The sequence below is a fragment of the Pseudomonas sp. Xaverov 83 genome, assembly GCF_019352905.1.
Classification (GTDB): Bacteria; Pseudomonadota; Gammaproteobacteria; order Pseudomonadales; family Pseudomonadaceae; genus Aquipseudomonas; species Aquipseudomonas yamanorum.
The window spans coordinates 1-23,732 of record NZ_JAAAFU010000008.1 but is presented as its reverse complement, the minus strand read 5'-3'; the positions used below and the strand labels follow the sequence as shown (position 1 = coordinate 23,732).

Here is a 23,732-nt window from a genome sequence, read left to right as displayed (position 1 = left end):
GTATGTCAGTCGATAAATCTGTTGTCTGACACTCCGCTATCGCGGGCAAGCCCGCTCCCACATTCAGCTTGCATCTCAGCCCTTGGCGTTGAGCAACTTGTCGAAGGCCTTGTCCAGATTTCCCTCAGCACCTTTCAGCTTCTCACGACGCTCCTTCAACCAACTCTGGTCCGCGTCGAGATTCTTCCGCGCTTCTACCAACATCCGCTTGACCTCTTCCGGCTGCGGCCCACCCGTGCCTTTACGGGTCTTGACCATCGTCGTCGGCGACAGCGCCGCGCGGAAACCCGCATCATCCAGCGGCAAGGTGTTCGGCGTCCATTTGAATTTGTCCGCCGCCTGGGTGTACAGCTTCTGCGCGTCTGCATACGGGAAGGTCTTTGGCGTGGTGCCGTTGCTGCGCGCCTCGGTGACGATCAGCGACGCGAAGCTGTGACCAATGCGGAACGGCACCTTGAACTGGCGCTCCAGGGTGTCGGCCAACTCCATCGAAGTCGTCCACTCGGACTCCAGCTCATCCAGCGCCCGCTGCGGATTGATTTGCAGCGCATCCAGCACCGCGTCCATGCTTTTGAACATTTCGTCGGTGGACTGGAACAGCCCCAGGGAATCAAACGCGAACTTGTAGTCGGTCATCCCGGTAGTGACGTTGTGCGCGCGCAAGGTCACGGTCTGCGCCAGGCCGACCACATCCGAGGCCGATTCCCGGGTGCGCATCAACAACCCCGGGTTGCGCTTTTGTGGCATCGCGCTGCTGGTGTAGGTGGACTCTTCGTCCAGCAGCAGCCAGGGGCGGATCTGATGGTACTGGGTATGGATATCGCCAATCATCGCACCGATGCGGATCGCCGAAGACGCCGCCAGGTTGGCCGCCTCGATCGGAATGTCGTACGTCGACACCTGGCTCGAATCCAGGGAGTTTTCCCGCACGCCGTCGAACCCCAGCAACTCGGCCAGGCGTTCGCGGTTCAGCGGGTAAGCGGAGTTCGCCAGTACCGCGGTGCCCATCGGGCTCAGGTTGAGGCGGGTATAGAGTTCACGAATGCGCTGGCCGTCGCGATCAAATGCGGCTTCGAACGCCAGCAGGTAGTGCGCATAGCTGATGGGCATGGCCTGCACGCCGTTGGTGTAGGCGGGTACCAGGGTGTCGATGTTCTTGTCGGCGATATTCAGGATACGTTGACGGGTGGCGTTCAGTGCGTCGCTGTAGGCCAGCACCTGGGAGCGCAGTTTGGCCAGGCGGTAGGTGGCGAGCATGTCCTGGCGGCTGCGGCCGGAGTGGATCAGGGAGGCTTCCGGACCGATCTTGTCGGTCATGATTTTTTCCAGTTGCAGCACGTCTTCCGGGCGCTTGCCATCGGGCTGGTCGGCCTGGTCGATGGCAAAGCGCACGCCGCCGGCGATCTTGTGGCCCATGTCCGGCTTGACGATGCCTTCTTCGGTGAGCATCACGATCGAGGCTTTGTTGATGCGGTTCAGCCAGGCGAACTGGGTTTGGGTCGGGTCGCCCTTGGCCTTGTGGGCGCTTTGCGAGGAGCCCGGCGTGGCCCCGACTTTGGCCGCCTGGGCCGCGCATTCTTCGGTGGTTTTGCAGGGCAACGCGCCGGTGTCGGCGGCGTAGGCGCCGTAACTGCTCAACAGGGCAAAGGCGACGGCCAGGTGGATCAGGCTTTTTTTGTTATTCATGTGCAACGCTCCGGGAAAAATCACAGCAAGGGCAGGGTGTAGCTGACGATAAAGCGGTTCTGGTCGATATCGCTGCCGCTGCCATTGCTGCGATACGTGCCATTGCGCCATTTCACTTCAAGGTTCTTCAGGGCGCCGCTCTGAAACACGTAGCCGATATCGGTGTTGCGCTCCCACTCGGTGCCTTCCAGGGTGCGAGTGCGTACGAAGTTGTCGCCTTTGAGGTAGCGGGTCATGAAGGTCAGGCCGGGGATGCCGAGGGCGGCGAAGTCATAGTCGTAGCGGGCCTGCCAGGACTTTTCCTCAGGGTTGGCGAAGTCCGGCGAGATCATCACGTAGTTGACGAGGTAGGAGTCGGTACCGTCCAGGTGGGGGAAGCCGGTGGTGCCTTTCATGCGCTGGTAGGCGGCGCCGAACGAGTGGCCCTGGATGCTATAGGTGAACTTGGCGCCGAAGGCCTGGTTGTCGATGTTGCTGTTGCCTTCCTTGCTGGAGTCGGCGTAGCGCAGGTCGGTCTTGAACGACTGGGCGTCACCCAATGGCAGGGTGTGGACCAGGTTGAAGATGTGTTGCTTGTAGTTGTTCTCGAGGTTGGCGTAGTGGTAGCCGGTGACGAGGGTTTTGGTCCAGCTGTAGCTGGCACTGGCGAAGTCGAATTTATCGCTGGGCACGGCGCCCTTGATGCCTTTGCCATCGACTTCAATGTCTGCATGGCCGCTGTCGTTACGCAGGGTGTTGCTGGTCAGGCGCCCGGCGTCGAAGGTCAGGCCGGCGATGTCCTGGCTGGTCAGTTGGGTGCCGCGAAAGGTCTGGGGCAGCAGCCGACCGTCGTTGGGTAGTACGGTGGGCAGCTTGGGGATCAGCGTGCCGAATTTAAGTACGCTTTTGGAGATGCGTGCCTTGGCGGTGGCGCCCATTCGGCTGTAGCTGTCCGGAGCCCCATCCTCGCCGACGGGAAGCAGGCCGGTGTTTTGGCGGTCTGGGCTTGAGTCGAGTTTCAGGCCTTGCAAGCCGATGGCATCGATCCCGAATCCCACCAAACCTTCGGTATAGCCCGACTGGTAATTGAGGATCAGCCCTTGGGCCCACTCATCGCGTTTGGACTGGCTCGCGTTGGGCTGGCGGTAATCGCTGTTGAAGTAGAAGTTGCGAAATTCGAGGTCAGCCTTGCTGTCTTCAAAAAAGTCAGCTTCGGCAAAGGTTGGGAAGGCGAGGGTCAAACCGAGGGTGGCCGAAGTCAAACCCAGGGTAATAGGGGATTTTTTCATTGTTATTCCCGTTGTCTGCTGCTTATTTTTAGAATTATCTGGCCGGACGGCGACAGGGAGACGCGTCCGGCTTGCGCAGGCTAACGAGTTGTTTTGCAGATTGAAAATATATAGAAAGTGTTGAGGCGAGACGAAAAAAGTATGAAGCGGACGCCCGATTTTTCAGACACTGAAGGGCCAATGTGGGAGCGGGCTTGCTCGCGAAAGCGGTGGATCAGTCAATACATCCGGTGACTGTCACACCGCATTCGCGAGCAAGCCCGCTCCCACATTTTGATCTGCGCTTTAGTGCATCTTGCTGTGGTCCATGGTTTCCGTTGCATTCAACGCGCGGGCCTCAGCCTTCACTTCGATCGACTGCTTTTCGCCCTTGGCATTTTCCACGGTGACGGTCAGCGGCACCTGGTCGCCTTCCTTGATCTGGGCGGTGAGGTCGATCAGCATCACGTGATAGCCATCCGGGTCGAGCTTGACGGCCTTGCCGGCAGGCAACGGCACCGAGTCCACCGGGCCCATGCGCATCACGTCGTCCTTCATGGTCATCTCATGGATCTGCACGGTCTTGGCGACCGGCGACGCCACGCTGAGCAGTTTGCTGTCGCTGTCGGCGGTGACGGTCATGAACGCGCCGCTGGACGGCTGGCCCGGTACCGAGGCGCGTACCCAGGCGTCGCTGACCACCGCCTGTGCACTGGCGTGTGCGGCGAGGCCCAGCAGGGAAAGACCGAGGGCGAAGCGTTTGAGGTGTTGAACGGCAGTCATTAGCAGACCTCCATGACGGTGAGCAGGTCTTCTGCGCACTCTTTGGCGTTAAGCGAGGCAGACAAGCCCAGGCGCAGGGTGCCTCGGGTGTCGAACACAAAGCTGGTGGCGGTGTGGGAGAGGGTGTAGCTGTCGCCGGCGGGGATCTTTTCATAAAAGATCCCGAATTCCTTGGCAGCCACGGCGATTTCTTCCGGGGTGCCGTACAGCGCTTCGAAACTCGGATCGAAGGCCTTGACGTAGGCGTCGAGTATCTTGGGCGTGTCGCGTTCAGGATCGAGGGTGATAAATACCACCTGCATGATCTTGCCGTCGCGGCCCATCAGTTTTTTCGCCTGGGCCATGCGCGCCAGGGTGGTCGGGCATACGGCGGGGCACTGGGTGAAGCCGAAGAACACCACCGGCATCAAGCCGCGGAAGGAACTCAAGGTGACGGTTTCGCCATCTGTGTTCTTGAGCTTGAAGGTACGGCCCATGATCTTGTCGCTCAGATCCTTGCCGTACTTGAAGTTCAGTTTCGGGCTGTTGTCACAGCCGGCCAGCAGGCCCAGGCCCAGCAATCCCATGCCGGAGAGGACTTTGCGGCGGGTGAATAACGTACTCATCAACTGTGCATCCTGTGAAGCGCCTGGGTACCACGAAGCGTTAAATCAGGCGAGGAGAGCGTGGCATTCTAACAACCTGGGCCTCTGGGCGTAATCTGCGACGTTCTGTCACAGGCCCTGCCGCGCAAGACCAGATGTGGGAGCTGTCGAGCTTGAGCGAGGCTGCGATGCAGGCGCCACGGTCTTGCAGGGGCACCGAGGCGATCCATTCGCAGCCTCGCTAAAGCTCGACAGCTCCTACAGGGGGAATGGTAAAGTCGCCGCCATGAAACTCTCCCGCCCGGACCGTTCACTCATTGCCTGGACCCTGTATTTTTGCGTCCTGTTCAATGTGTTCGTCTGCGGTTTGGGCCATGGGCAGATGATGGGGCTTGAGCTCAATGGCCTGGGCGGTCAGTTCTGCTCAAGCCTGGGCACCAAGGCGCCGGCCTCGGATGCCGGCCTGGGTAATCCGACGGCCAGCAGCTGGTCGAATTTCTTCGCCTGCCCGGTGTGCTCCGCCGTGACCCTGGGCATCGTCTTCCTGTTTTGCCTGGCCTGGTTGTTGGGCCTGGGGCAAAAGCCGCGCCCGGCCCATGAGCAGCGTAACAAGGCGCCTCCGCGGTATTCCTGGCCCTCGGCCAACCCTCGCGCTTCCCCTGCATTCTGACGTGTGCCTTGGGCTTCCTGTTACCAGGAGGCGTTCTATCGTCACGAGTGTGAGTGCGTTCCATGAGCTCTATCCTGCCTTCCGGCGCTGCCCGCCTGGTCAGCAAGGCGTCGCGCCGTCCGTCCCGCGGCGACGTGTTGTTGCCGTCTGTCGAATACCCGAGTAACGCCCGCTGTTTCGTCCACCTGGATGCACGGTTGCTGCCGTATTGGCACACCTTGTTCGACATCTGCCCCGGTTTGCTCAAGCTCGACCCGCCGGAGGGCTTGAACCTGTTTCGCAGTTTCATGACCTGGGCCTACCGCAACCGTCCCTCCCTGAACTGGACCTACCACGTGAGTGTATGTCGTTGGTTGCTCGGTTCGGTGTATCGCACGCAGATCGATGAAGAACCCATCGAAGCGTTCATGACAGCGGCGGCAGCCCGTTGGGTCAGCGATGACACCAGCCAGGCCCGGGGCTTGGTCCTGGCCTGGCAAGGTTCACCCCTGCAAGTGGTGGATTGGAAGCAGGGCAGCGGCGTACCGCTGCAGAAACTGCCGCCGCTGCCCGGGGATTTCGCCTGGTGCGCGCTGGATAGCCAGGGACGGTTCAGCGGGTGGTTGCCGGTGCCTTGAGGTTCTGCTCGATCCACTGGGCAACGCTGGTGACGGCGATCTGCTGTTGGGCATTGAAGGTGACGGCGGGGTCCCAGGCCACGCCGTGGCCTTGGGCGAAGGCCACCCGGTATTTCAGCAGATTGTCCTCGGGTGCAGCGGCCAGTTCCGCTTCCAGGTACGTCACCGACCAGCGTTCGCGTTTGAGGGTGAGCCCCAGTTGCGCATCCACGGTCTCTGCCAGCTCGCCGTAGGTCAGGGTGTCGCCTGCGGTGTACACCACTCGGTTGACGATCGGCGGTTCGCTGAACAGGATGCGCGCCGTCAGCAGGCCGATGTCCTCAGGCGTGGTGACGGTGACGGCAGTGTCCCAATCCCCCAGTGCGCGCACGGTGTTTTGTGCCAGGTCGACAACGCCGAAGGACGGCTCGAACAGAAAACTGGTGAACATCCCGGTGGAGACGATCACCCATTGCGTGCCCTGTTGGTCACGCAGCAAGTCGCGCACATCAAGCTGTTCGTCCCACAGGTCCTGGGCCGAGCCACGGCCGATCACGTCGTAATCCACACCGAACTGCCACGGTACATAACGCTTCACGCTACCTGCGATGACCGCGTGGGTCAGCTTGCGCTGGGTGCCCGGGCCTGCGGCAAAGCCGATGCAACTGATCACGGTGTGATAGTTGGCGAACACCGTTGCCAGTTCGGCCTCGGAGCCGTTGGCCAGGTCACCGGCCAGCAGCTCAATGCCCAGGGCGCGCAGTTCGGTGATTTCCTGCTGTTTGGCGGGGTCGAGGGAGTTCAGTGTGGCGGGGCGCAGCAACACCGTCACAGGCACATTTTGCGGTGCAGCCAGGCGTGCCAGTTGGCGCAGTACCGCCAGGCCCAGTTCGCCGGCGCCCAGTACAAGGATCGAAGCAGTCATAGGGTTCTCGGTTCGATTGAAAGTCATGCCATGCTTGCAGAATTGCCGACGGGGCATAAGAAGGCACACCAGTGATACCGGGAGTAGAAGGTGGACAACGACGAGATCATCAGGCGCTCACAAGCCGCCTGCGAAGCCCTTAGCGCCGATGAAGACGGGCTCAAGCGCCAGGTGCTGACCCATGCGGGTAACCGCTGGTCGTTGGGCATCGTGCACCTGTTGGGCGTTAACGGGCGACTGCGCCATGCCGAGATCGGCCGGCGCATGGAGGGCGTCACCCAGCGCATGCTCACGCGGACCTTGCGCCAGCTGGAGCGCGATGGCCTGGTGTTGCGCCACGACTTTCAGGAGGTGCCGCCCAAGGTCGAATACCAGCTGTCGGAGCTGGGCAAACAGCTGCTGGTGCACATGATTCCGTTGTGGACGTGGGTGGTGGAAAACGCCGACGGATTCAGGCATGCCCGGGAGCGGTTCGATGCTGAGCAGATGCCGTGATCAGGGAATGGACTGATCAATTAAGAAAGTATTAGCTTGTGTAATTTGGGCGGCGCTACGTATTATCCAAATATGTTCTTGGATATAGGCCCAAGACCTGATTTTTGCTGTCGGCGAACAAGGAGTTTTGGATGAGCGAAGAGGCATGGCTGCCGGGTGGTTCTGCCGGGTTGTTCCTGGGCACGCAGGCGTTGGGCTTGAGTGTCTGGCTGACCCTCGCCGTTATCAACAACGGGCAGGCTTTTCGCAGCTCCGTCGGTGCGGTGGGCGCGACCATGGCCATGGCGCCACTGCACCAGGCTCCGGCCATCGATATACCCCTGTTGAGGCGCGCTGTGCGTTCCCCACACCTGCATCAATTGGCCCTGCTGATTGTGTTGGCGCTGCAAGTGATCGCGGCAGTGGCGGCATGGACCGGCAGCTACCAGTTGGTCCTCGGTGATGGCCTCTCGGCCGCCCGGCCATGGTTCAATCTCGCCCTCAGCGGTTTCTCGGCTTTCGTTTTCGCGATGCTGCTGGGAGGCTTGTGGTTTGGTTACTGGATTCGCCAGGAGGGCTTGCAGCTGACGCACTTGGTGCTGGCGATCTGGGCGCTGTTGGCGTTCGCACTGTTCAACCTGCAATGGGCCTGACTTCGGCCTGAGGCTTAGGCTGCGATGGACTGCGCAGCAATTGTGAGTCCTGAACCGTTGGTGTATCCGGGACACTGCGGCGCTGGAATTGCGGTTGCTGCGCAGCCCATCGCAGCCTCTTTCTTACGGGCGGCGGGGCTGGATACTGTAGGCGCAGCGCCGGTCCCCGGAAATCAAATGCTCGCGCCGCTCCACCACATTCTCATCGCCCAGGGCTGCCTGGAAGATCTGCAGTTCCGAACGGCAGAACCCCTGGCATTTGCGGGCGGCCACGCAGATCGGGCAGTGGTTTTCCACCAGTAGCCAGCCATCGTTCAGCGGCTCCATCTGCGCCATGTACCCGGCGCGCTCGCGAATCTGCACCAGGATCTCGACTTTCTCCCGCAAGCTGGGTGCGACGGAGCAAGCCTGGATGTATTCATGCTTGGCGGTCGCCTCCATGCTGGCGATGACTTTTTCCACGCCTTCGCTGCCAAAAATCCCTTCGATGGACTCGATCAGGTGCAACGTCAGCACGCTGTGGGAATCGGGGAATTTGCTTTGGGCGGTTTCGGTCAGGGTCCACTTCAACGATGGCCGGCCGGCACCCGAGATGGGGGCTGATACGCCGACGATCAACTCCGCGACCTGCAACTTCTGGATTTGCTGGCGGGCGGCTTCGGAGGTGATGTCCAGCAGCGCAGCCAGGTCCGCAGTTTTCAGTGGGCCACGGGTCTTGAGCAGGAACAGGATGCGGTCCCCGGTGGATGCCTGGCTGTCGTCAGTGGGTGTGGCGTTCATAGATCGGGAAGAACCATGGAAGTGACCGGCTCATTTGACCACAGCACGCATGTTGAGGCACCCCTTGATGCGCCTGAAGGTACGGTTCCAGTTGATTTGTATCGAAAGCATTCTGCTGGCCCATCACGCATTTTTCCCTCGCTACTATCGGCCGCCTGCCCAACCCACGAGGGAAAAGGAATGAGTGAGACCCCCGATAGCCTGATCACACCACCCGAGGGATACAGCGATTGGCTGACTGGTCTCAAGAGTCGAATCAACTCCGCCCAGCAGCGCGCCACCCTGGCGGTAAACCGCGAGCTGGTGTTGCTGTATTGGCAAATCGGCCAGGATATTTTGACCCGGCAGGCACGGCAGGGCTGGGGGACCAAGGTGATTGAGCGGCTGGCGCAGGATTTGCGTTCAGCGTTTCCGGAGATGAAGGGTTTTTCGCCGCGCAACCTGAAGTACATGCGTGCATTTGCCGAGGCGTGGCCGGATTCCGAATTTGTGCAACAGGCTGCTGCACAATTGCCTTGGGGCCATAACCTGGTGTTGCTGGACAGGCTGCCCGGCCCCGAAACCCGTCGCTGGTACATTGCACAGGCCATCGAACACAACTGGTCGCGCAACGTCCTGGTGATGCGAATCGAAGGTCGCCTGCTGGAACGCAGCGGCAATGCGGTCAGCAACTTCGAGGGACTGCTGCCCAAAGCCCAATCCGACCTGGCTCGCGAATCACTTAAAGATCCTTACCGTTTCGACTTCCTCGGCCTGTCCCTTGACGCGCAGGAACGTGAAATCGAAAACGCCTTGGTCAAACATGTCACCGATTTTTTGCTGGAGCTGGGCGCCGGTTTTGCCTTCGTGGGACGGCAAGTATTGCTGGACGTAGGGGACGAGGAGTTTTTCGTCGACCTGCTGTTTTATCACCTCAAGCTGAGGTGCTACGTGGTGATCGAACTCAAGGCCGGTAAATTCAAACCCGACCATCTGGGGCAGTTGGGCTTTTACCTCGCGGCGGTAGACGCCCAGCTCAAGCACCCGCAGGACAGCCCCACCATCGGCTTGCTGCTGTGCAAGAGCAAGAACGAAGTAGTGGCCGAATACGCCCTGCGTGACAGCTCGCGCCCCATTGGTGTTGCCGAGTATCAACTGGTGGAATCCCTGCCTGCAGAGCTGCAAACCAGCTTGCCGAGCATCGAACAGATTGAGCGAGAGCTGGCAAGTGATCGCCCTTCCATGGCGAGTGCTTCGTAGGACAGTGCCGACAGACTGGACATTGGCAATCGCGTCGGCACAATAAGCGCCTTGAAAGGAACTCACCCTAGGAAAGCCATGGCCCGCCGTATTCATTCTGCCTATCCAATGTTGTTGCTCACTGGCGTGCTGATGGGCGCGGGGATGCCTGCCAGTGGCGCGTCCTTCGATTGTAAAAAGGCCTCCACCATGGTGGAAAAGGCTATTTGCGCCAGCCCTGAATTAAGCGAACTCGACACTACGCTGGGCGTGTACTACCGCCAGGCGATGGCCAAACTGGCACCCGACCAGCGCGACGAATTGCGCCGTGGCCAGCGCATCTGGCTGCAGGCTCGCAACGCGTGTGCCGGTGCCCCGGAACAACTGCCCGGCTGCCTGCAATCCCAACTGAGTCAGCGAGTGGTCGAGGTGGGAACCATCACCCACAAAGACACCGCAGCCCTTGACGCAATCATTGCCAGTATCCCGTACCATCCGGCCCAGGCAGCAGAAGGGCTCCGGCGCTACCCGATGAACGATCTGGCAGCCGCCTGGCTGGTTTACCTGCAGCGTTTTGAACCCGACAGTGGCGTGACGGAGAATGAGGCCGAGGAGAATCGCAAGCAGGTTCTCGTAGCACTCAAGGAAGACAGTTTTCCCTGGTCGATCTGGCAGGACCTGCAAAACGATCCCGTCGTCAGCCGTGACCGGGTGACGTTGACCTTGCTGCGCATGATGATTGAGCGCCAACAGTATGAGATGTACGCCGACCAACGCCCGTATGTGCACTGCTTTGTCTTCAGCCGGCAGGGCGAGGTCGCGTATGAGTCGTTCGGATCGTTGTACGGCTCCACCCGCGACAGTTTTGCGCCGATCTGTGCCCCCCAAGGTGATCTGTTTGCACAGCCGGCGTGGAAGCGGTTGGACGACAGTTTGACCGAGCCTTTGTCCACGGCCTCGCAAAACGAGGGCACGATCCGCTTTGCCAGCTATGCCGACTGGAACACTCTTTCCCTCAAGGCCACTGCGTCGCCTCGGCTGTTTCTCCAGCCAGGCGCCGCAGGCAAGACCCAGGATCCTGAATTAACGCTGCGCAACTGGGGCGCTGATAAACACTGGCCCGCCAAGCAACGCCAGCAGGCGCTGGCGGCCATTGAACCGGCGCGCCAAGTCACGAGCGAATGGTTGCAGCGCGAGCGGGGCTTCTCTGCTGTTGATGCCCGGCAAGCGTCCCGGGAAATCGTTCGGCAGTGGTTGAACTTGCGCCTGGACTTTATCGGTGGCCCAAGCGAGCTCTAGTTTCTCAACTTCCCGATGCAGGCGCGGGTTTCTTGTCGCTCTTGCTGGACGGGTGCTGGGTCGAGGGTCCTTTGTGGCGCGTGCTCTTCACGCTTTTTGACGGCGCGGGCGCATTGGTCTCAGTGTCCTTGCTGCCACTGCTGTCGGCCCCGGATGGGCTGCTGGGATAGGTGCCTGGCGGCAGTGCCGAGCCTGGCACGCTGTTGCCGCTCAAGGCAGGCGTCTCGGGTGCGGTGTTGTCGCCGAAGGCTGCGTAGGCGGGGGCATACAGTACGAGCGTCAAGCTGGCGGCGAGTACGATCCTTTGGGAAATGCTGGTCTTCATGACTCAATCCCTCTTGGCGATGGGGACCGAAGCCCGGAATACATCCAGGCTTCGGCGACGCCTCAATCAAGACTTCTTGGAGCCTGGCGCGTGGCTGTGAGCCCCGCCTTTTTTGCCCGCTTCAGAAGCCTTCTCGCGGTCATTGGCGAAGTTGCCGCCTGAACCCTGGCCGCCGCTTTTACGGTTTGTGTCTTTCTGGTCTTTGTGACCAGCACCTGGGGTGGTTTTTCCACTATTAGCCATTTTGAAAACCCTCAATGATGAGCGAATCAATGGTGTTGCCTAATTGGGAATCCTCCAGCCAAATCAAAGTTTGAAATAGTTTCCAGGCATGCGACGAATGGACATCAAGCGGCCATTGGTTTCGCGCCGGGTGCTTTCTTGTGCGCGGCTTTCATCGCTTCCATCTCCGCGCCCAGCTCTTCCAGCAAGGCCTTGCCCAACAGCTTCCTGGCCTGTGGGAACATCTCGCTTTCCTCTTCCTCGATATGGTGCTCCAACAGTTCCTTGACGACTTTCACCCGTCCGGAAAACTCGGTGGTGGCGGGCGAAGTCTGCTTCAGGTCTGGCAGGACGAGGGAGTCGACGGTGCGGTGTTCTTCCTTGGCTTCGTGGTACATGATTTCCTGATCCTTGCCCCCTGCCTTGCGAAAAGCCGGATAGAGAATTTCTTCCTCAAGGCGGGTGTGCAGGCTGATTTCCATTTCCAGTTTCGCCAGCAGCTCGGTGCGCTTTTTAACGCCGCGCTCCGTAGACTCACTCAGCTGGTTCAGGATGGCTTTGACGCGTTCGTGGTCGGCCTTGAGAAGATCAATGGCATTCATGGGTGATACCTCACGGGTAGCGAAAGGGCGGGTCGAATTGCCCGCCTGTCCAGACCTCTACAGCATGAGTTGTACCAAGTTGAACTGAATATTTATTAGCTTATAAATCAATAGTTTATATCGAATAAATATCGGCGCCGGTCGTGCAGGTTGCACGGTCCGGTGGCGGCCGGCATGCATTAAACCATGCCTAGCCGCCGCTGACTTTCCAGTGCTTGATATCGTCGGCAAACACGATCTGTTCCACCTTATGGGCAATCCCGTAGGCCAGTGACTCGTGGGCGGCGATGACTTTTTCCTCGGCCGACAGGCACTTGAAAATATCCAGGTGCGTGTCGGCGTTGGCGGTTTCCAGTTCGTAGATTTTCACGTAGCGCGCCAGGTCGTTGTCCAGGCTTGAAAGGTATTCCCGCAGACGCTGATGATCGACGGAGCTCTGGTTGAAGTACCAGTTCATCGGGTGGATCAAAAAGCGTGAGTGGGGCGTGGTGATCCGGCGACCGGCCGCCAGGAACATGATGATGCCCATGGATTCGATGTTGCCTGCATTAATCGCACACAGCGGCACCGGTAGGGACTTGAGGAAGGTGTAGAGGGTAAAGCCGAAATTGGTGCTGCCACCGGTGGTCGACAGGTTCAACAACAACGAGCTGGCGCCTTGCTCGATCGCGTCCAGGCAGCAATCCCGAAAGCGCTCGGTAGTGCCCTGATCGATCTGGCAGTGAAAGTGGATGATGTGCTCGGTCATCCTGGGCCTCCGTAGGGTAAGAGGTGACGTACAGTTGAGTCTAGAAGGTTGCGGCGCATGTGCCGCAACCGTTGGGCGAGAGCCATCCGCTGCAATTTTAATGAACCCTCGGACGTGTTGCTTGACCTAACGCATACGACCTCAGGAGGATGAATCATGCAAATCGAATATGTCTGGATTGGCTTGGCGGTGATTCTGGTGCTGCTGGAACTGTGGGCGATCAACAGCGTGCTGCGCAGTGGCAGTGGCTGGGAAACCAAGGGTTTATGGTTGGTGGTACTGATCTTCATGCCGCTGTTGGGGCTGATTCTCTGGGCGCTGTTTGGGCCCAAGGGTGTGAACCGCGCGACACACGCCGCTGAGCACGGCAAAAGCTAAGACAGAATCGAAAAAGAACAGGCGCCCAAGGGCGCCTGTTTGCGTTGGGTGGCGTCAAGCCGCCAGGGTTTTGGCAATCGCCTCGTTGAACGCAGGCAAATCATCAGGTGTGCGCGAGGTGATCAACGTCCAGCCATTGGCCGGGCATTCTTTCACCTGCGCATCCACCCAGTTGGCTGCGCCGGCATTGACCAGGTCGGTACGCACGCTTTTGTAGGAGGTGAGGGTCTTGCCTTCGATCACGCCGGCATCGATCAGGGCCCAAGGGCCGTGGCAGATGGCGGCTACGGTTTTACCTGCCTTGACGAAATCATTGATCAGCCGCAAGGCATCGGCATCCTGACGCAGGGTGTCAGCGTTGACGGTGCCGCCGGGGATGACCAGTGCATCAAAATCACTGCCGTGCAGATCCGAAAGCTTGGCATCGGACTCCACTGTCCTGTCTTTCTCGGTGTCCTGGAGAAAGGTCTGGGTGCTGCCACCTTTTCTCGAGCCGTGGGTTACCGTGGCGCCAAAACCGCGCAGGGCTTCCAGCGGCTTGAGCAATTCGTCGCGCTCGATGCCAGTGTTGGAGGTGATGATCAGAATCTTCTTGCCGTGCAGTTGCGAACTCATGGTCGAGTGTCTCCTGAGTGGGTAGATAATTAATTGGCGTGCTGGGATTGCAGCTCCTTGGCCAACTTCAAGTGGGTTTCGAGCGTCGGCAGCGTCTTCTCGGCAAACGCCTTCAGTTCGGCGTTGTCCGAAGAAGCGGCTTCTTTTTTGAACAGCGCCACGGTGTCTTCATGGGCCTTCACCTGGTTGTCGGCGTAAGCCTTGTCGAAAGATTCTTCACGAATCTCCAGGATCATTTTTTTTGCCTTGTCGGTCAGGCTGGCATCATCCGGTACCTTGATATCAAGCTTGGTCGCCAGGGCAGTCAGCTCCTGGTTGGCCTTGGTATGGTCGGTGATCATGTGCTGGGCAAACGCCTTGATATCGGCGGCACCGCTTTTTTCCAACGCCAGTTTTCCGGCCTCGACTTCGGTAATCCCGCCTTGCGCGGCGGCGTCGACGAAGTCATTGGAGGTGGCCGCCATGGCCATGCCAATCGAGCCCGCGGCCAGTGCGAAGGTCAGTCCCATTTGTTTCATCAGCAAGTGCTTCATGATGCTTCTCCTGAAGAGTGGCGCGATGCCGTTACCTGACTGTTGAGCGGGTGCCTGAGCAAAAGGTTTAAATTAATTTGCGCTTATTTCTCCGGGCCGCAGCCCACGCAATTTCCTTGAACTATCAAAAAACCATGGGCTCTGCTGCATAACGGCTCCGCGCTGGAGCCTGATCATTTAACAGCAGGAGAATCACCATGGGCACTGAAAAAACCGCCGACAAAACCCCCGATGCAATCAGCTCCGAACAGGCGCAGAAAGGTCGCCAGCTTGACGAGAAGGACAGTTCCTTGCAGCGCCCCAACCCCAAGACTGAAACCGTTGATAAGGTGATTACGCCGACGTCCATCAAGGACACACAGCGGCAAACCGACTTGATCAATGAACAAGCGGCCAAGGCCGAGCGCAAGCTGGGCCAGTGAAGAACGGAGGTCGTCATGGGGCGATCCATCAGTGCCGGTGAGCTGGGTATCGAGCTCAAAGCCGGTGATGACACCGCACTGTTCAAGTGGTTTATCGCCAGCTTCTTGATGGGCAAGCGCATTCAGGCGCAGATCGCGGCGCAGGCCTATCAGGTGATTGTGGTGAAGCATGGCCGGGACACGCCGCGCAAACTGCAACACTGCACCTCCCGTGAGTTGGTGGCCATGCTCGGCGAGGCGCATTACGTGCGTTACGACGAAAGCACCGCGCAACGCCTGCTGGACCTCAGTAGCAAGTTGAACGCGGAGTACGCGGGCAAGATCAGCCAGATACACGATGCCAGTGCCGACCGCGCGGAGTTTGAAAAACGCTTGAACGCGTTCGAAGGCGTCGGGCCGAAGACGGTGGAGATCTTCATGAGGGATGCAGCGTCGGTGCTGTTCTGATGCCGATTTTTCTGGGGTGTGCCGGTTGGAGCCTGCCTCGTGAGCAATGGCCTCGCTTTCCCCGCCAGGGCACCCATCTGCAACGTTATGCCGCATGCTTGAATGCGGTTGAAATCAACAGCTCCTTTTATCGTCCCCATCGTCCGCAAACCTATGAGCGATGGGCGCAATCGGTGCCGCCGGGCTTTGGTTTTTCGGTCAAGGTGCCTCGGCTGATAACCCATGAGTTGCGTCTGCATGACTGCGATAAGGCGTTGGATGAATTCCTCTCACAGTGCCTGCAGTTGGGTGATCGCCTGGGCTGCCTGCTGGTGCAATTACCGCCTTCATTGAACTATGAGGCAGCCATCGCTGCCGGTTTCTTCACGGCCTTGCGCCAACGCTTCGCCGGTAATGTGGTGCTGGAGCCTCGGCATGCCAGTTGGGTGCAGGCCGAAGGCATGTTGCAGGAGTATCAAATAGGCCGGGTGGCCGCCGACCCTCCGGTGATCGCTGAAGGTGACGTACCGAGAGGCTGGCAAGGCGTGCGTTATTGGCGCCTGCACGGTTCGCCGCGTATCTATCACAGCGCCTACGAAATGGATCGATTACACGCCCTGTGCGAGGCGATGCAAAGATCGTCAACCGAGGGCGTTCCCACCTGGTGCATTTTTGACAACACCGCCAGTGGCCATGCGGTTGGGGATGCCCTCAGCCTTCAAGCCTTGCTTGGTGGAAGGCATGAATGTGGTCAATGATTTGCGCTGACGCCTCGGTGATTGCGGTACGGGTGTTGCCCGCGATGTGTGGCGTCAGTATCGCGTTGGCAATACCCGTCAAAGGCGATTCGAACTGATGTTTTTCCCTGGCAAAGGTATCGATGGCGACCCCCTTGATATGGCCGGGAACGCGCGTCATGAACGTCGCCAACTGGCCCTCGTCGACAATGCCGCCACGGGCTGTATTGATCAGGATCGACCCCGGCTTCATCCGAGTGAATGCAGTGCTGTCGAACAAGCCCCTTGTCTGCGGGGTGAGTGGGGTATGGATGGACACGACATCGGCCTCATCCAGCAATTCGCCGAGTGTGGCGCGCCATTGCAGGCCCAGGTTCGCGGCGGCCTGCCGGGTGAATCGCTCCGAGCCGGTGGCGATCACTTGCATGCCCAGGGCCCGGGCCTTATGGGCGAGCACCTGGGCGATCCTGCCGGTGCCTACCAGCCCCAGCGTCAACTCGGCGATTTGCAACGCGGGCGCGAGCAGGCCTTTCGACCACTGGCCTTGATGGGTTTGGGTGTTGTAGAGGTTAAGGTCCCGAGACAGGAACAGGGTTTGCGCCAGCACATATTCCGCCACGGCCGTTGCGTTGGAGCCCGGGGTATTGAGTACGGCCACGCCATGCTCGGCGGCGGCCTGCAAGTCGATATGGTTAAGCCCGACGCCGGCCTGGGCGATCGCCTGCAACGGGCTGCTTAGATCCGGCGAGGCCACGGCGTTGATCAGTGCAGCGCCCAGGGGAATGTTCAAGCGGGTCTTGAGTACGCTGTAGCCACCGGCTTTTACCACCGCGCTGATCAGCGAAGGTGTGTCGTGGCAGTTGATATCCACGAACTGAATGCGCCCGTCGTAATGGGTTTTGATGCTGTCCTGATCGGTGAAGTAGTGCAGGTTGAGGGTGATTTCCAGGCCGTATGCCAGGCACCGTTCGATCTCATCATGGAGCAAGGGAGGGTTGGGGGCATCCAGGATCAGGACGGGAAACGCCATCGGAATGCTCCTCTGCAAAGGCTATCGGGCTGTTATGGGGGGCATGTCAGGCATCCACTTGCATCACCTCCAGCCCCAGGCATTCATAAGCCTCGACGCTGCCCGGCGGCACATGCCACTCGGTAATCAGGGTATGGATGCGACTGCACGGTGCCACCACAAATGGCTCCACGGCGCCCAGTTTGTCGGCCAGGGTGACGGCCACCACGTGGGAGGCGCTGTCGAGCATAGCTTGTTTTACCGCCACCTCCTCAAAGTGCAGCGAGCTGATGCCGACCTGTGGATGCAGGGCGCACACACCCGTGAACAACAGGTCGGCCTTGATGCCCTGGATCAGCCGCAACGCCTCGTGTCCGCTGGCCGCCATGGTCACCGGGTTGAGTTGGCCTCCAGCGAGGATCACCGTCACATTGGGGTGCTCGGACAACGCGATAGCAATCATCGGTGAGTGGGTGACGGCGGTCAGCTTGATGGAGTGCGGCAAGGACTGGGCGATTTGCAGGGTGGTGGTACCGGAGTCGAACAGCACGATCTGGCCGTCTTCCACGCGATCGGCGGCGAGTTGCGCCAGGTGGCGTTTGGTCGCGGTGGTTTCGCCGAACCGGGTGAAGAAGTCCTTGCCGGTGTCCTTCGGTCGCGGCAGGGCGCCGCCATGCACGCGTTGCAGCAAACCGGCGGAGGCGAGTTCGCCGAGGTCGCGGCGAATGGTGTCCTGGGAAACAGCGAAATGTTCCACCAGTTCCGAGGCGGTGACCTTGCCGTCGCGCTCCAGCAGCAACAGGATTTTTTGTTTGCGCAGGGAGGGCAGATCGACGGCGGCATGGGTATTATGCATGTTTGTGCTCGTTAATGCGTGTTTGTGCGAGATTAATCAGTATTTGGCGGAAACGCAATGGGTGGCTGTGTCCCTCCGACGCCCTGTCGAATGTGCTGAAAATCATGACCAAACCACACAGGATCATGAACGTGCTCGGTACCCAGTGCCGTGTTTCGGTCAGCGGGCTGATGCAGGAGTTTTAGCTGCCGTGAAGCTTTCCAGCAGGGCATCACTGAGCAAAAAAATCGTAAAAAAGTAAAAAGAGTTGTCCACGAAAACCGTGGGTATCTCTGTGGATAACTTCCCTTGAGCCCGGCGGGTATGGCGATTTAACCGGCGGTTAATATTTGATCAGTCGCTGTTTATGGCCAGTATGGGCAGGCTTTGCGCCTTGACAGGCACCGGCGAAACCGGTGCCGAAATGCAGATTTAAGAGTCGTTCGGGCGCCCGGTAGAGGGACCGGCCACTTGGGTTGGGCGCTTCGATTGCATCAGGCTATCCAGGGCCTGGCGATAGTTGCGCCCAGCCAGCCGCATGCTGTCGTTATGAGTAGCGCCGGGCACCAGCAACAGGTGCTTGGGCTCTTGCGCGGCATCAAACAATTGCTGACTGAAGCGCGGTGGCACAAAGGCATCGGCGAGTCCGTGGACCACCAGCAGCGGCATGTGGATATCGGCGATCTTGTCGATGGAATCGAACTTCTGTGACAGCAGCCAGCGCACCGGCAATGAAGTATTGGCCACCGCCGTGGCTACATCTGCCAGGGAGGTGAAGGTGGATTCGATTACCAGCCCGCGCACCGGGGGCGGCACATGGTTATCCGCGGCCTGCTTGCCCAGCTCTGCCGCCAGGTCGATGGCCACAGCGCCACCCAGGGAGTGCCCGTATATGAGGCGTTTGGCGGGGTCGGGTTGCAGCACCTGGAAGCGTTCCCAGGCAATGCGCGCGTCTTCGTACACGCTGGTTTCCGAAGGCAGGTCACCCCGGCTCTGGCCGAAGCCGCGATAGTCGATGGCCAGTACCGAGAAGCCCAGGGCCCGCAGTTGTTCGATGCGAAACAGCTGGCCGGTGAGGTTCCAGCGTACGCCGTGCAAATAGAGAATCGCCGGGGCGTCCTTCTGCGCCGCCGGCCACCACCAGCCGTGAATATTTTGCCCGGACTTGAAACTTGCGGGTTTCAGGTCGAACTCCTGCACATCACGCGGCAACCCGCTGTACCAACTGGCTGTGCCCGGCTCGACGCGAAACAGCAGTTCGCGCTCCTTGTGTTGCAGCACCGCGCACCCCACGGGCAGGCCGATGATCAAGGCCGCCATGCACAGCAGGGGAAACCAGCGCAAGCCGAGGCGGGACAGGAAACGTGAAGACATGAAGGTTCCAGGACAGAGGCAAAGCACGGGTTTTAACAGATGCCTAGGCTGTGCAGGAAATATTTAGACAGCCGTCATCGGGCATTGCTTGCAAAGTATTACAGGGCTCCTTCCAGTACCGAGAAGAAGTGTCCGGGTAATGGCGAGGGATTGTCGGTGCTCCAATTGAGGTAGAGCCCGATGGTGGAAGGCGACACGGAGAGGGGAACAAACACCACTTTGTCACCGGTGATCGAACGGGCAATCGACTCTGGTACCAGTGCCACCCCAAACCCGCACGCCACCAGGCCAATCAGGGTGTGCAATTGATCGGCTTCCTGGACCACGCGCGGATAGAAGCCTGCGGCCTCGCACAAGGCGATCAACTGGTGGTGATAGCCGCTGCCCAATACCTGTGGGGTGAACACAAAGTCGGCATCGGCGAAATCCTTCAGCTCGATAGCGGCGTTGCCGGCATCGGGATGGTCCACGGGCAGCGCCATCAGAATCGGTTCATCCAGTAATAGCCGGGACTCGATGTGATCCGCCAGACCCGGCAGACGGCGCAAAAAGGCGATATCGGCCTCACCCGTTATCAGAGCTTTCGCCTGGCTGGCGGAGGGCATTTCCTTGATCACCAGCTGCACCTTGGGAAACGCCTGGCGAAACTGCTTGAGGGCATCCAGCAGCCAGGGATAACCGGCAATCGACACCGAGGTGATGGTGAGGGTGCCGGCGACTCCCTGGGACACCTGCCGGGCGTGTTCGACGCCTTGCTGCAATTGCCCGAGGACGGTGTAGGCCGTCTGAAGAAACGCTGCCCCGGCCGGCAGCAGCCGCACACCGCGTCGGTCACGCTCCAGCAGGGCAAACCCCAACTTCTGTTCCAGGCGATTGATCGCCTGGCTCAACGCGGGCTGCGCCATATGCAGCCGCAGCGCAGCCTTGTGAAAGTGCAGCTCCTCGGCGACGGCAACGAACTGGCGCAGCAGGCGGGTTTCGATCATCTGGGCTGATCCTTCAGGTAGATGGAGCCTGTGGGGCTTGATACGTCCGGGGTATCAACATCGCTGTTTTTCAGTATTAAACAGGGTGGCCTCGGGTTGTTAGGGTGGAGTGCCTATCAGGAGAACGCAACGATGGACTTTACAGGTAAAACCGCAATCGTGACCGGTGCCGCCCGAGGCTTAGGCTTCAGCTATGCGCGTGAGTTGGCGCGCCTCGGCGCGCAGGTGGTGATCAGTGATATCGGCGCGGACACCCTCGGTGATGGTGTGGACCCACAGGTGGTCCAGGCGGCTGCGCTGGCGCTTCAACGTGAAGGTCTGCAGGTGGTTAGTCACGTGGGTGACCTGTCCGGTGAAGCTGGCTGCCAAGACCTGATCGAGTGCGCCATCACCCATTTCGGGCAGCTCGATATCCTGATCCACAATGCCGGCTGGGTCGGCTATCAACCGATCGAGGCCGCCGACGCGGCGTTTATCCGACGGGCAATGGACATCAATGTCTACGCACCGATCTGGCTGTGCAAACACGCCTGGCGGCATCTCCAGCAATCCATCGCACCGCGCATCGTGCTGACCACCTCTGACCGTGCGATGTACACACACTATGCCCAGCCGGGACTCGTGGCCTACAGCGCCGGCAAGATGGCGCAATTGGGGATCATGAATGCATTGAGTGGGGAAGGGGCCGAGGATGGAATCCTGGTCAATGCCATCTCGCCGGTAGCCAAGACCCGCATGTGGGGCGTGAGCGGTGAGCCGCACAACCTCAAGCCGGAGTGGGTAACCCCCGGGGTGATCTTCCTGGCTTCTGCGTTGTGCCTGGACAGCGGTTATATCCTGCGGGCCAGTAACGGCCAGTTCACCGCCACGCGTTTCGCTGAGAATCCGCATGTCGAGTATCCGGTTGACCTGGCGCGGGTCCAAGCCTCGGACGCTACGCAAGTCGCCGCATCATGGGAGGCCATCAAGGAGAGTTGAAGGTCACGCAAGATAAAGCGTCAGCCCTTGGGCCTCATAGGGTTGCAGCAGTGCCTGCGGCGTACTGGCCAATGCGACGATCGCGCTGGCATGGGCCAGCTCCACCACTTGGTAGGGCGATGCGGTGTTGAGCTTTTCCGAGGTGGCCAGCACGATGGTTTCAGCTGCGGCGTGGCACAGCGCGCGCTTCACCACCGCCTCTTCATAATCGCCGGTAGACAGGCCGGCACTCGGGTGCACACTGCACACCCCCATGAAATACAGGTCGGCGTTTACTCGGCCGATGGCCTCCAGCGTGGCCGCGCCAACCCCCACCAGTGAATGGCGAAACAGCCGGCCGCCGAGCATGATCACTTCAATCTGCGGATGATCCACCAAGGCCATGGCAATCGACGGGCTGTGGGTGACCACGGTGGCGCTGAGGTCCGCCGGCAAGTGATGGACCAGTTGCAGGCACGTGGTACCGCCATCGATAAACACCACCTGGCCGGGCTGCACAAGTTGTGCTGCCGCGCGGCCAATGGCGATTTTTTCCTCGGGCACCAGGTGTTCCCGTACCGAAAAATCCGCCATCGCGGGCGAAGCCGGCAAGGCGCCGCCATGCACCCGCAGCAGCAAACCTTCCTTGGCCATTTCCCGCAGGTCGCGGCGAATCGTGTCTTCGGACACCTCCAATGCCTGGCTCAACTCCTTGGCAATCAGCCGGCCATCGCGGTGCAGCGTGTCCAGCAGGTGTTGTTTGCGTTGTTGGGTCAGCATCAGTAGCTTCCTGCACGTTTTTTCTTGACTGTGCACGATTTTGCACGACATGCTGAATAACACAAGACAAAAAGGCCCCGCCATGGAAAACAGCCCCGTTCGTATCCACGCCGAAGAGTTGCTCTCGGATAACTGGTATGTGCTGAAAAAATACACCTTCGACCTGCGCCGCCGCGATGGCAGCTGGCAGTCCCAGACCCGCGAAATCTATGACAGGGGCAATGGCGCGACCATCCTGCTGTACAACCGCGAACGGCGCAAGGTGTTGCTGATTCGCCAGTTCCGCATGCCGACCTTCGTTAATGGCTACCACGGCTACCTTATCGAATCCGCCGCTGGCCTGCTCGACAACGCCAGCCCCGAGGAACGTATTCGCCTGGAAGCGGAAGAAGAGACGGGCTACCGTGTGGGGAATGTAGAAAAGATCTATTCGGCCTTCATGAGCCCGGGTTCGGTGACCGAGCGCATTCACTTTTTCATCGGCGAATATCAGCCCGGTGATCGGGTCAGTGATGGCGGCGGGCTGGAAGATGAGGGCGAGGATATCGAAGTGCTGGAGTTGGGATTTGAGGCGGCTCTGGCCATGGTAGAAAGTGCCGAGATCGTCGATGGCAAGACCATCATGCTGTTGCAGTACCTGGAATTGCGGATGTTGAAAGAGGGCTGGTGATGTCGCGACGGTTATCGCTTGCGCTGGCGATGTTGCTTGCCGGATGCAGTGGTGTGAGTGCTGAGCAAACGTTTGTCGGTGATGGTGCTGTTCCCGCGTTTTATACTTGGACCGACAAGCTGCCTGCCTCACCCGGGCAGATGCTGCGCAGCGAGCCGTTGACCGGCCAGCAAAGCCTGGCCGATGCAGGGCAGAACATCCGTATTTCGTACACCTCCACCGACGGTCTCGATGCCCGCAAGCGGATTGTCGTTTCCGGTGCGCTGTTCCTGCCCAAGGGCACACCGCCGGTGGGTGGTTGGCCGTTGATGGCGTGGGCCCACGGCACGGTGGGCAGCGCCGATATCTGCGCGCCATCGTTCGCCGGGCGCAGCCCGCGAGATACGCGGTATCTCAATTATTGGCTGGCCCAGGGCTACGCCATCGTCGCCACTGATTACCAAGGGCTTGGGACACCTGGCCTGCATCCGTATGGGCTGACCAGTCCGCTCGCTTATGGTGTGCTCGACAGCATTCGTGCGGTGATGGCGGGTGATTTCGAACTCTCCAAGCGGGTGGTGGTGTTCGGGCAGTCTCAGGGCGGCCGTGCTGCGTTTGCGACGGCGGTCTATAGAAAAGACTATGCGCCCGAGTTGAATATCGTGGGGGTGGTGGCGACGGGGACGCCTTACGCTGCTGCCCATAAAACGGGTGACAGTGCCGAGGTGGAAAAGGCACGCAGTTCGGTGGTGCCGACCTTTGCCTACAACCTGCTGCGGCTGAGTACAGCCACTTTGTTTGATCCTTCGTTCGTGGCTGCCGACTACTTGAGCGAGCGTGGGATGCCGGCGTTTGAGATCAGTCAGCGTGATTGCTTGCATGTCATAGAGCAGCGGGTGATGGCTGATGGGCTCAGCTTCAATGACAGCTTCAAGCGTTCGCCGAAAGCGGCACTCGACAGGGTTTATCGTGAGTCGGCGTATCCGACGTTGAAGACGGATATTCCGGTGTTCATCGGTACGGGGGGGCAGGATCGGGATGTGTTTGTGCCGGGGCAAAAGGCGCTTGTCAGGGGTGCGTGCAAGGCGGGGGATCGGATCGAATGGCATTTTTATCCTGAGCTTGATCATTCTGCGACGGTCAATGGTTCGCTCGTGGACTCGACGCCGTTTGTGCGTAGGGCGTTTGCGGGGGAGGTGATTGGTGGGAATTGTGGGGG

General features: G+C 59.8%; 29 protein-coding genes and 1 pseudogene. 13 read left to right on the top strand and 17 right to left on the bottom strand.

The features are described from left to right. Nucleotides 1–75 precede the first annotated feature (75 nt). The 4 genes from K0H47_RS03350 to K0H47_RS03335 all read right to left on the bottom strand — a co-directional run bounded on the left by K0H47_RS03350 (nt 76) and on the right by K0H47_RS03335 (nt 4,321). Entirely contained in the window at nt 76–1,686 is a 1,611-nt protein-coding gene (locus K0H47_RS03350) for an argininosuccinate lyase (protein WP_219271941.1), read from the bottom strand. Between the two features lie 20 nt (nt 1,687–1,706). After that, nucleotides 1,707–2,954, bottom strand: coding sequence for an OprD family porin (locus tag K0H47_RS03345; protein WP_063030848.1), 1,248 nt, complete (start codon nt 2,952–2,954; stop codon nt 1,707–1,709). A 285-nt stretch (nt 2,955–3,239) separates the two neighbouring features. Beyond that, complete coding sequence (locus tag K0H47_RS03340) at nt 3,240–3,716, bottom strand: copper chaperone PCu(A)C (RefSeq protein WP_063030846.1); 477 nt, start codon at nt 3,714–3,716, stop codon at nt 3,240–3,242. Beyond that, the gene (locus tag K0H47_RS03335) at nt 3,716–4,321 is read right to left on the bottom strand and encodes an SCO family protein (RefSeq protein ID WP_017475143.1); all 606 of its coding nucleotides are present in this window, start codon (nt 4,319–4,321) and stop codon (nt 3,716–3,718) included. Before K0H47_RS03335 ends, K0H47_RS03340 begins: the two co-directional genes overlap by 1 nt. Before the next feature lie 265 nt (nt 4,322–4,586). Between K0H47_RS03335 and K0H47_RS03330 the strand changes: the two genes are divergently transcribed. Further along, on the top strand, nt 4,587–4,970 hold the full coding sequence (locus K0H47_RS03330) for a DUF2946 domain-containing protein (protein ID WP_218263737.1): 384 nt from the start codon (nt 4,587–4,589) through the stop codon (nt 4,968–4,970). 62 nt (nt 4,971–5,032) lie between these two features. Continuing rightward, nucleotides 5,033–5,587, top strand: a complete 555-nt coding sequence (locus K0H47_RS03325) for a putative natural product biosynthesis protein (protein ID WP_017475145.1) — start codon at nt 5,033–5,035, stop codon at nt 5,585–5,587. Here K0H47_RS03325 and K0H47_RS03320 read toward each other — a convergent pair. Next, nucleotides 5,562–6,491, bottom strand: a complete 930-nt coding sequence (locus K0H47_RS03320; RefSeq protein WP_219271940.1) for an aromatic alcohol reductase — start codon at nt 6,489–6,491, stop codon at nt 5,562–5,564. The two genes, K0H47_RS03325 and K0H47_RS03320, sit on opposite strands and share 26 nt — an antisense overlap. Before the next feature lie 90 nt (nt 6,492–6,581). On the opposite strand from K0H47_RS03320, the gene K0H47_RS03315 reads away from it, so the two are divergent. Both K0H47_RS03315 and K0H47_RS03310 read left to right on the top strand, forming a co-directional pair. After that, nucleotides 6,582–6,986, top strand: coding sequence for a helix-turn-helix domain-containing protein (locus K0H47_RS03315; RefSeq protein WP_219271939.1), 405 nt, complete (start codon nt 6,582–6,584; stop codon nt 6,984–6,986). Between the two features lie 131 nt (nt 6,987–7,117). Next, nucleotides 7,118–7,618 carry a DUF2165 family protein gene (locus K0H47_RS03310; protein WP_219271937.1) on the top strand — a complete coding sequence of 167 codons (501 nt, stop codon included), beginning with the start codon at nt 7,118–7,120 and terminating at the stop codon, nt 7,616–7,618. Between the two features lie 123 nt (nt 7,619–7,741). On the opposite strand, the gene K0H47_RS03305 is transcribed toward K0H47_RS03310, so the two are convergent. Then, on the bottom strand, nt 7,742–8,398 hold the full coding sequence (locus K0H47_RS03305) for a metalloregulator ArsR/SmtB family transcription factor (protein WP_218263740.1): 657 nt from the start codon (nt 8,396–8,398) through the stop codon (nt 7,742–7,744). Nucleotides 8,399–8,578: 180 nt separating this feature from the next. Between K0H47_RS03305 and K0H47_RS03300 the strand changes: the two genes are divergently transcribed. Together K0H47_RS03300 and K0H47_RS03295 are read left to right on the top strand one after the other, a co-directional pair. Continuing rightward, nucleotides 8,579–9,637, top strand: a complete 1,059-nt coding sequence (locus K0H47_RS03300) for a YhcG family protein (RefSeq protein ID WP_219271936.1) — start codon at nt 8,579–8,581, stop codon at nt 9,635–9,637. Nucleotides 9,638–9,715: 78 nt separating this feature from the next. Beyond that, on the top strand, nt 9,716–10,915 hold the full coding sequence (locus K0H47_RS03295) for a lysozyme inhibitor LprI family protein (RefSeq protein WP_177026596.1): 1,200 nt from the start codon (nt 9,716–9,718) through the stop codon (nt 10,913–10,915). 4 nt (nt 10,916–10,919) lie between these two features. Here the strand turns inward: K0H47_RS03295 and K0H47_RS03290 are convergent, their stop codons facing one another. From K0H47_RS03290 to K0H47_RS03275, 4 genes and pseudogenes are all read right to left on the bottom strand, one after another. Continuing rightward, complete coding sequence (locus tag K0H47_RS03290; RefSeq protein WP_219271935.1) at nt 10,920–11,240, bottom strand: hypothetical protein; 321 nt, start codon at nt 11,238–11,240, stop codon at nt 10,920–10,922. A gap of 66 nt (nt 11,241–11,306) precedes the next feature. Next, nucleotides 11,307–11,420, bottom strand: a pseudogene (locus tag K0H47_RS30980) (general stress protein); the annotation flags it as partial. A 167-nt stretch (nt 11,421–11,587) separates the two neighbouring features. After that, on the bottom strand, nt 11,588–12,064 hold the full coding sequence (locus K0H47_RS03280) for a hemerythrin domain-containing protein (protein ID WP_219271933.1): 477 nt from the start codon (nt 12,062–12,064) through the stop codon (nt 11,588–11,590). A gap of 190 nt (nt 12,065–12,254) precedes the next feature. Beyond that, nucleotides 12,255–12,812: an ATP-dependent Clp protease proteolytic subunit gene (locus K0H47_RS03275; RefSeq protein WP_063030826.1), complete on the bottom strand. Its 558-nt coding sequence runs from the start codon at nt 12,810–12,812 to the stop codon at nt 12,255–12,257. A gap of 156 nt (nt 12,813–12,968) precedes the next feature. On the opposite strand from K0H47_RS03275, the gene K0H47_RS03270 reads away from it, so the two are divergent. Continuing rightward, the gene (locus K0H47_RS03270) at nt 12,969–13,190 is read left to right on the top strand and encodes a PLD nuclease N-terminal domain-containing protein (protein ID WP_063030824.1); all 222 of its coding nucleotides are present in this window, start codon (nt 12,969–12,971) and stop codon (nt 13,188–13,190) included. Between the two features lie 54 nt (nt 13,191–13,244). Here K0H47_RS03270 and K0H47_RS03265 read toward each other — a convergent pair whose 3' ends face one another. Both K0H47_RS03265 and K0H47_RS03260 read right to left on the bottom strand, forming a co-directional pair. Further along, entirely contained in the window at nt 13,245–13,805 is a 561-nt protein-coding gene (locus tag K0H47_RS03265) for a type 1 glutamine amidotransferase domain-containing protein (RefSeq protein WP_219271932.1), read from the bottom strand. A 29-nt stretch (nt 13,806–13,834) separates the two neighbouring features. Then, nucleotides 13,835–14,338 (bottom strand): DUF4142 domain-containing protein, encoded by a 504-nt coding sequence (locus tag K0H47_RS03260; protein WP_219271930.1) that lies wholly within the window; start codon nt 14,336–14,338, stop codon nt 13,835–13,837. Between the two features lie 197 nt (nt 14,339–14,535). Between K0H47_RS03260 and K0H47_RS03255 the strand changes: the two genes are divergently transcribed. Genes K0H47_RS03255 through K0H47_RS03245 form a run of 3 tightly spaced genes read left to right on the top strand, consistent with a single transcriptional unit; the run spans nt 14,536 to nt 15,944 of the window. Next, a complete protein-coding gene (locus K0H47_RS03255) occupies nt 14,536–14,760 on the top strand; it encodes a hypothetical protein (RefSeq protein WP_063030820.1) in 225 nt (74 codons plus the stop codon). 15 nt (nt 14,761–14,775) lie between these two features. Then, nucleotides 14,776–15,207, top strand: coding sequence for a hypothetical protein (locus K0H47_RS03250; protein ID WP_063030818.1), 432 nt, complete (start codon nt 14,776–14,778; stop codon nt 15,205–15,207). After that, nucleotides 15,207–15,944 (top strand): DUF72 domain-containing protein, encoded by a 738-nt coding sequence (locus K0H47_RS03245; RefSeq protein WP_063030816.1) that lies wholly within the window; start codon nt 15,207–15,209, stop codon nt 15,942–15,944. The genes K0H47_RS03250 and K0H47_RS03245 overlap by 1 nt, the downstream gene beginning before the upstream one ends. On the opposite strand, the gene K0H47_RS03240 is transcribed toward K0H47_RS03245, so the two are convergent. The 4 genes from K0H47_RS03240 to K0H47_RS03225 form a co-directional block, all read right to left on the bottom strand. Continuing rightward, nucleotides 15,898–16,953: a D-isomer specific 2-hydroxyacid dehydrogenase family protein gene (locus K0H47_RS03240; RefSeq protein WP_063030814.1), complete on the bottom strand. Its 1,056-nt coding sequence runs from the start codon at nt 16,951–16,953 to the stop codon at nt 15,898–15,900. The genes K0H47_RS03245 and K0H47_RS03240 overlap by 47 nt on opposite strands. Before the next feature lie 46 nt (nt 16,954–16,999). Next, nucleotides 17,000–17,788 (bottom strand): DeoR/GlpR family DNA-binding transcription regulator, encoded by a 789-nt coding sequence (locus tag K0H47_RS03235; protein ID WP_093197648.1) that lies wholly within the window; start codon nt 17,786–17,788, stop codon nt 17,000–17,002. A 411-nt stretch (nt 17,789–18,199) separates the two neighbouring features. Continuing rightward, nucleotides 18,200–19,141 carry an alpha/beta hydrolase gene (locus K0H47_RS03230; RefSeq protein ID WP_017475159.1) on the bottom strand — a complete coding sequence of 314 codons (942 nt, stop codon included), beginning with the start codon at nt 19,139–19,141 and terminating at the stop codon, nt 18,200–18,202. Nucleotides 19,142–19,239: 98 nt separating this feature from the next. After that, a complete protein-coding gene (locus K0H47_RS03225) occupies nt 19,240–20,127 on the bottom strand; it encodes a LysR family transcriptional regulator (protein WP_219271929.1) in 888 nt (295 codons plus the stop codon). Between the two features lie 132 nt (nt 20,128–20,259). Here K0H47_RS03225 and K0H47_RS03220 point away from each other — a divergent pair, with 132 nt between their 5' ends. Beyond that, on the top strand, nt 20,260–21,105 hold the full coding sequence (locus K0H47_RS03220; RefSeq protein ID WP_093197639.1) for an SDR family NAD(P)-dependent oxidoreductase: 846 nt from the start codon (nt 20,260–20,262) through the stop codon (nt 21,103–21,105). Between the two features lie 3 nt (nt 21,106–21,108). Here the strand turns inward: K0H47_RS03220 and K0H47_RS03215 are convergent, their stop codons facing one another. After that, nucleotides 21,109–21,864 (bottom strand): DeoR/GlpR family DNA-binding transcription regulator, encoded by a 756-nt coding sequence (locus tag K0H47_RS03215; RefSeq protein ID WP_093197635.1) that lies wholly within the window; start codon nt 21,862–21,864, stop codon nt 21,109–21,111. 82 nt (nt 21,865–21,946) lie between these two features. Here K0H47_RS03215 and nudK point away from each other — a divergent pair, with 82 nt between their 5' ends. Then, on the top strand, nt 21,947–22,534 hold the full coding sequence (gene nudK / locus K0H47_RS03210; protein ID WP_219271927.1) for a GDP-mannose pyrophosphatase NudK: 588 nt from the start codon (nt 21,947–21,949) through the stop codon (nt 22,532–22,534). After that, a partial coding sequence (locus K0H47_RS03205; protein WP_219271926.1) for an alpha/beta hydrolase occupies nt 22,534–23,732 on the top strand: 1,199 nt, incomplete at its 3' end. The genes nudK and K0H47_RS03205, both read left to right, overlap by 1 nt.